We start from the raw sequence: 6,098 nt of genomic DNA, 5'->3' as shown, positions 1-6,098 counted from the left end.
GCCCGCCGCGCCCACACGGCATCCGCTGCCGCGGTGAGGGCCTGCGATTTTTGCTCGGCTGGGGCAAAGGCCAACTCCGCAGCCGCCGCTTTTGCGCGGGCACCCATCTCGGCCATGAGGGCGGGGATGTTGGACTGGTCGGTCATGTCAGCCTCCGTTGAGGGGTTGGTTAAGAATGCGTTTATCAGGAAGTGGCGTTACAGCGCCATGTCATCGCGATGGATAAGCGCTGCGCGGCCCGGATAGCCCAGAATTGGCTCGATCTCATCCGACCGGTGTCCGGCAATGGCGGTCGCTTCTTCGGATGTATAGCGGACAAGGCCAAGCCCGAGCCGCGCCCCGTCGGGGCCTTCCACGGCCACCGGGTCGCCGCGAAGGAACTGGCCGGAGACTTTCGTCACTCCGGCAGGTAGCAGCGATTTCCCCCGGCCAAGCGCCGCGACCGCACCGGCATCCAAGCGGACAGAGCCCCTGGCCTTCATCGCCGCAATCCAGTGTTTGCGCGCGGTCTGCGGATCCTGTGTTGCCGTGAACCAGGTTGCGTTCGCGCCTTTTTCCAACGCAGACAAGGGGTTGAGAACCGACCCTTCCGTGATCGCCATGGCGCAGCCCGCCGCCGTGGCGGTGCGCGCGGCCATCAGTTTCGTCTTCATGCCGCCCTTGGACAGGCCCGATCCGGCGTCCCCTGCCATCGCCTCGATCTCGGGTGTGATTGCAGCGATCACGTCATAGCGCGTGGCGTTCGGCTCAGCCTTTGGATTGCCGGAATAGAACCCATCCACATCGGACAGCAGCACAAGTTGATCGGCCCCCACCATCGCAGCCATATTCGCGGCAAGCCGGTCATTGTCGCCATAGCGGATTTCATCCGTGGCGATGGTGTCATTCTCATTCACAATGGGCAGCACGCCAAGGCCGAGCAGCGTGGCCATCGTATTGCGGGTGTTGAGATACCGCCTGCGGTCAGCGCTGTCTTCCAGCGTGACGAGGATCTGGGCGGTGGAAATGCCGTGGGGGGCCATCGCCTCTTCATAGGCGCGGGCCAGCCGGATCTGTCCCACAGCGGCGGCGGCCTGCGCCTGTTCCAGTGCTAAGACTCCCTGCCCGAGCCCCAACACGGACCGACCAAGCGCGATCGAGCCGGAGGAGACCAGCACCACATCGACGCCCCGCGCCTTGATCTGCGCGACATCGGCGGCCAGCGAATGCAACCAGTCCGTGCGCAGCGCGCCGGTGTCCTTGTCGACCAGCAGGGCTGAACCGATTTTGACCACCAGACGCCGTGCGTCCGCGAGGCTCACGGCTCCCATTTCGCGGGTGCCTCCTGTGCACCTTTTTTCTCGCGCAGGCGGCCAGCGTCGATCTTGCTGCGAAGCGCACGCAACACATCGGTCACGCCCATCTGGGCGACGCCCGACATGGTCATGACGGGACCGGCAGCTGCCTCCAGCGCGGCTTTCTTCTCGGCCAGTTCTTCTTCATCAAGCGCGTCGATCTTGTTCAGAACCGTGATGCGCGGCTTGTCGGCCAGACCCGCGCCGTACTGTTCGACCTCGTGAATGATCGTCTGGTAGTCTTCGACCACATCCTCCGCCGTGCCATCGACCAGATGCAGCAGCACCGCGCAACGTTCCACATGGCCAAGGAAAAGGTCGCCAAGTCCCCTGCCCTCATGCGCGCCTTCGATGAGGCCGGGAATGTCCGCGACGACGAATTCCACCCCGTCCACGCCGACGACACCCAGATTGGGATGCAACGTGGTGAAGGGATAATCCGCGATCTTGGGTCGCGCGTTGGAGGTCGCGGCAAGGAAGGTGGACTTGCCCGCATTGGGCAAACCCAACAGGCCCACATCCGCGATCAGTTTCAGACGCAGCCAGATGGTGCGCTCAATCGCGGGCTGGCCGGAATTGGCGCGACGCGGTGCCTGGTTGGTGGAGCTTTTGAAATGCAGGTTGCCGAAGCCGCCGTTGCCGCCACGGGCCAGCACCACGCGCTGCCCCAGTTCCGTGAGGTCCGCGATGACGGTCTCCTCATCCTCCTCCAGCACTTCGGTGCCGACGGGAACGCGCAGGATGATATCATCGCCATCCTTGCCGGTGCGCTGGTTGCCCATGCCGGGCTGGCCGTTCTTGGCGAAGAAATGCTGCTGATAGCGAAAATCAATGAGCGTGTTCAGCCCGTCGACGGTTTCTACCACGACATCGCCGCCGCGACCGCCATCGCCGCCATCAGGGCCGCCATATTCGATGAATTTTTCGCGCCGGAAGGATACGCAGCCGTTTCCGCCCGCGCCCGAGCGGATGTAAACCTTGGCTAGATCGAGGAATTTCATGATGTCGGTTCCCCGCGGGGTCGTCCCGCATGGTCAGAGGGATTAGAGGGAACCGGGCCGGGGCTCAAGCCCCGGCACGCGCCCTCAGCTCAGTTTGCGAAGGTATGTCCAGGTGGGCACCTTGGCATTGCGCGCAACCGAAAACGCCTCGGCATCGCCCAGATAGCTGAACTTGGCATTGGTCAGCACGCGCGCAGAGCCCGGATTGTCCTGGAACACACTGGCGAAGATCGTGTCGCTCATCAGCGGGTTGGCCCCGACCAGCGCTTTCACAGCCTCGGAGGCCAGGCCGGTGTTCCACATCGTCGGCGCGACCCAATAGCTGATCTCGGACTGATTGCGGTCCATCTGCTGAAGGGAAATCACCCCCATCAGCTCGGCCCCGCCTTGGTCGGTGGCATCCATGGCCCAGACATGTTCACGCCGGTCCTCTCGTTGCGCCTTGGCGACCAGCGCCTCGGCCGCGCCCGGTGGCAGCGGGTGCGGGATAGAGGTGGTCTGTTCAGCCACCCGGCGATCGGACGCGTACATGTTCAAAAGCCCGGCATCCGAGGTCCGCAGGGGTCGCAGCACGAAGCGCGGGGTATCGACGGCGGTCTGTTGAACGATCGTCTCCTGTTTCATTCTGCTCCTCCTCAGAACAGTGGTCTTTTCGGGGTCGGGCCCGCCACCTGCCCCTTTCACTTGGGGCCTTCGGTCGGGCACCTCAAGGCCATAGCCCCGAAAAGTGAAAGGGGGACCGGCCCTGATGCCGATCCCCCTTTCAATCTTGCAAAAGGTCCGGCGTTACTCGGCGGCTTCCGCCTCCGGCAGTACGGAAATGAAGGTGCGGCCTTTCAGTCCCTTGTGGAACTTCACGGCGCCGTCGACGGTTGCAAAGATGGTGTGATCCTTGCCCATGCCGACGCCTTCGCCCGGCCACCACTTGGTGCCACGCTGGCGCGCGATGATGTTGCCCGGAATGACGGCTTCGCCACCGAACTTCTTGATGCCGAGACGGCGACCGGCAGAGTCGCGACCGTTACGGGAGCTACCGCCTGCTTTTTTATGTGCCATGGGTGTCTCTCCTTATTCTGCGATCTTGGCTTGAGCCTGAGCGACCCAGCCTTCGCGTTCGATGCGGCCCTTGAACGACAGTTTCTCGTCCATGGCTGCGATGTCGTCAGCATTCCACGCGGCGATCTGTGCGAAGGTGGTCACGCCAGCTTCGTGCAGTTTCTTTTCCAGCGCGGGGCCGACACCGGACAGCTGCTTGAGGTCGTCAGCGCCGGTTGCAGCGGCTGCTGCGGGGGCGGCTTCGGCCTTGGCGGCTTTCTTGGCGGGCTTGGCGGCGGGGGCTGCGTCTGCTGCGGTGGATACCGAGCCTGCGCCCACGGCGGCTTTCACACCGGTTGCATCCGCGCCGGAGGCGAGAATGTCGGTGATCCGCACGAGGGTCAGCTTTTGACGGTGGCCCTTGGTCCGCTTCGAGCTGTGCTTACGGCGACGCTTGACGAAGTGGATGAGCTTCTCGCCCTTGATCTGGTCGATGACGGTGGCCTGAACGGCAGCACCGGCCACGGTCGGCGCGCCCAGAACGGTGTTTTCGCCACCGAGCATGAGAACGTCGTTGAATTGGATGGTTTCGCCAGCATCGGCAGCCAGTTTCTCGACGCGCAGAACGTCACCGGACTGAACCTTGTACTGCTTGCCACCGGTCTTGAGGACCGCAAACATAGGCATCTTCCTTTTTCTCCCGCGCCCTGTGGCCCCCGCTTTGGGTGTTGGTGCGACTGGTGTCGCGCCTCGGACAGCGTGCCCCGCTTCGGGACATCGGTTGTAAATAGCAAGCGCCGCCCGAGTCGTCATGGGCGGCGAATGAGGCCTGCTGATGCCCCAGGCGCGCGGTGAAGTCAAGCGACAAAGGCCGAATTTGCAGCTTATCCGCCGTCATCCTCCGCCGGCGCATGACCGGCGGCAACCGCCTGCCCCAGACGGTACATGCTCTGCCTGTAGGCTTCTCGATATCCGGCCTGAAAGGCGTCTTCGAACGCCTGCGCCCAGGGCTGTTCGGCCCGCGTTACCCAGTTGTCCACTTCATCGCTTGTGAAGCCATCGGTCACCAGAAAGAACATCTGCCGGTAGGATAGGGTTACATCGTCTTGGATGTCTTCGAAATAGCTTTCCCAGTCGGCCATATAGGCGCTCAGATCGTCCGCAACCGACGCCGGAAGTTCGGTCTGCTCCAGGGGGTCACCGTTGAGGCCAAGATAATAGGCCTGTTCCGAAGCCCGCAGAAAGGCGAAATGCGTCTCGATCGAACCCCGCAGGTCCAGAACCCTGTCTGCGGCGATGACCCGCGGATCATTGGTCAGCTCTGCCCCGGCGAACGCCCCTTGCAGGTTCTCGGCTTCGGCCAGGCGGGTCGAGATCGTCTGGCCAATCTCGGTCAGGCGTTGTCCGAACGGTGTTTGCAGTGCCGCAATCGCTGTCTCCATATCCTCGGGCGAAAACGGCACGGTCACAAAGCCGCGCCGGAAATCGGCGACGATCTGGGCCGGCTCGGTGGCTGCCTCCATGGCGTCCGTCCAGACCGGGGGGACCGCCTCTGGATAGAGATCGTCCTGGGTCCCCTGCCACTCTGCCAATGCGGCCCCTCGAAGATTGGCGAGATTCGCTTCGAACCCGGCCGCGTCGAACAGGGCATCGACCAGTTCGGCGTCAGGGCCTTGATCCTGCGCGGCCGCAGGCATGGACAGGCACAGCAAAGCGCACAGTGAAATCCGGGCAAACATACCAACCTCCTTTAGAAATCCGATCCGTCGAGAATAGACCAAATCCTAAAGCAAACCGGGCCCAGAGACCACCTGTCAGGTCGGCTCGCCCGTCATGAACAGCGCTGCGGCATTCCCCAGACGATAGCTCATCTCGGAAAACACCGCATCATAACCCGCGAACACGGTCGAGTTGTATAGCTGCCCGGCCTCGGATTCCGAGAACGCGATATAGGCTTCCAGCTCCTCATCCGTCAGGTCGGCATAGGCCATCAACTGAAAGGAATAGAGCCACAGGATCGTGTCCTCGCGGATATCGGGTTCCGATTGCCAGACCTGGGTCAGGATCATGTCCTCGGGGATCGGGCGTTCATAGGCACCGCCATCGGACATGCCGCGCAGGAAGGCGAAATTGGCGTTCAGCGCGCCCATCACGTTGAAATCGACGAACCCGTTGACCTCGGTGAAGCGGTCCAGCAGCTCAAGCCGCGGATTGGCCTCGGCAAGATGCTGGAAATAGACCTCGTTCGCGGCGTCTTCCACGGCCTGATCGGTGATGGCTTCCCACGCGGTCAGTTCGCCTTCGACAATCCGTTCACCAAGTTCGGAGGAGAAAAAGGCAGTGATCTCCGCCGCGCGATCCTCGGCGAGACGGTCTTCGGGAAATCCTTCGTAGAAATACGCGCGCAAGGTATCAGGGGCATAAAGCCTGTCGACAACGCTGCCCCATGCCGCACCACCGCGCCCGGGGAACAGGTCATCCTCCAGCCCGCGCCCGTCGCGCACCCCTGCCTGCACCATGATATTGATGCTCTGTTCCATGCCGATCGCGTCCAGCATGGCCAGCGTGTCCTCTCGCAACGGGGGTGCGGACTGGGCCAGGGCCGGGCCCGCGCCGATGACAAGAGACACAGAGAGGCAAATCGCACGCAGCATGAACGGTCCTTTCGCTGGAAACCCGTGTTGGTCCTGTTGAGGACAATGGGGGGCATCGCGCGAGATTTCCAGCC

Annotated in this window: 7 protein-coding genes; all 7 read right to left on the bottom strand. The window is 62.9% G+C overall.

Annotated elements, in window-relative coordinates; genetic code table 11:
* Positions 1 to 197 precede the first annotated feature (197 nt).
* Positions 198 to 1,310: a glutamate 5-kinase gene (gene proB / locus BKY26_RS07995; protein ID WP_071689872.1), complete on the bottom strand. Its 1,113-nt coding sequence runs from the start codon at positions 1,308 to 1,310 to the stop codon at positions 198 to 200.
* Complete coding sequence (obgE, locus tag BKY26_RS07990) at positions 1,298 to 2,335, bottom strand: GTPase ObgE (protein ID WP_071689871.1); 1,038 nt, start codon at positions 2,333 to 2,335, stop codon at positions 1,298 to 1,300. The genes proB and obgE overlap by 13 nt, the downstream gene beginning before the upstream one ends.
* 84 nt (positions 2,336 to 2,419) lie before the next feature.
* A complete protein-coding gene (locus tag BKY26_RS07985; protein WP_071689870.1) occupies positions 2,420 to 2,959 on the bottom strand; it encodes a GNAT family N-acetyltransferase in 540 nt (179 codons plus the stop codon).
* Between the two features lie 162 nt (positions 2,960 to 3,121).
* Positions 3,122 to 3,391, bottom strand: coding sequence for a 50S ribosomal protein L27 (gene rpmA, locus BKY26_RS07980; protein WP_071689869.1), 270 nt, complete (start codon positions 3,389 to 3,391; stop codon positions 3,122 to 3,124).
* Positions 3,392 to 3,403: 12 nt separating this feature from the next.
* Positions 3,404 to 4,051 carry a 50S ribosomal protein L21 gene (locus BKY26_RS07975; protein WP_071689868.1) on the bottom strand — a complete coding sequence of 216 codons (648 nt, stop codon included), beginning with the start codon at positions 4,049 to 4,051 and terminating at the stop codon, positions 3,404 to 3,406.
* Between the two features lie 203 nt (positions 4,052 to 4,254).
* Positions 4,255 to 5,109: a DUF2059 domain-containing protein gene (locus BKY26_RS07970; RefSeq protein WP_071689867.1), complete on the bottom strand. Its 855-nt coding sequence runs from the start codon at positions 5,107 to 5,109 to the stop codon at positions 4,255 to 4,257.
* A gap of 75 nt (positions 5,110 to 5,184) precedes the next feature.
* Positions 5,185 to 6,024, bottom strand: a complete 840-nt coding sequence (locus tag BKY26_RS07965; RefSeq protein WP_071689866.1) for a hypothetical protein — start codon at positions 6,022 to 6,024, stop codon at positions 5,185 to 5,187.
* Positions 6,025 to 6,098: the final 74 nt, after the last annotated feature.

This window comes from Nioella sediminis (genome assembly GCF_001879695.1).
Classification (GTDB): Bacteria; Pseudomonadota; Alphaproteobacteria; order Rhodobacterales; family Rhodobacteraceae; genus Nioella; species Nioella sediminis.
Note: the sequence above shows the minus strand (reverse complement) of the source record. Positions and strands in the feature narration are given on the sequence as shown.

What these genes read in the sequence shown, in the direction of transcription:
- proB (WP_071689872.1), bottom strand. Translation starts at nt 1,310, where the DNA reads ATGGGAGCCGTGAGCCTCGCGGACGCACGGCGTCTGGTGGTCAAAATC.
- obgE (WP_071689871.1), bottom strand. Translation starts at nt 2,335, where the DNA reads ATGAAATTCCTCGATCTAGCCAAGGTTTACATCCGCTCGGGCGCGGGC.
- BKY26_RS07985 (WP_071689870.1), bottom strand. Translation starts at nt 2,959, where the DNA reads ATGAAACAGGAGACGATCGTTCAACAGACCGCCGTCGATACCCCGCGC.
- rpmA (WP_071689869.1), bottom strand. Translation starts at nt 3,391, where the DNA reads ATGGCACATAAAAAAGCAGGCGGTAGCTCCCGTAACGGTCGCGACTCT.
- BKY26_RS07975 (WP_071689868.1), bottom strand. Translation starts at nt 4,051, where the DNA reads ATGTTTGCGGTCCTCAAGACCGGTGGCAAGCAGTACAAGGTTCAGTCC.
- BKY26_RS07970 (WP_071689867.1), bottom strand. Translation starts at nt 5,109, where the DNA reads ATGTTTGCCCGGATTTCACTGTGCGCTTTGCTGTGCCTGTCCATGCCT.
- BKY26_RS07965 (WP_071689866.1), bottom strand. Translation starts at nt 6,024, where the DNA reads ATGCTGCGTGCGATTTGCCTCTCTGTGTCTCTTGTCATCGGCGCGGGC.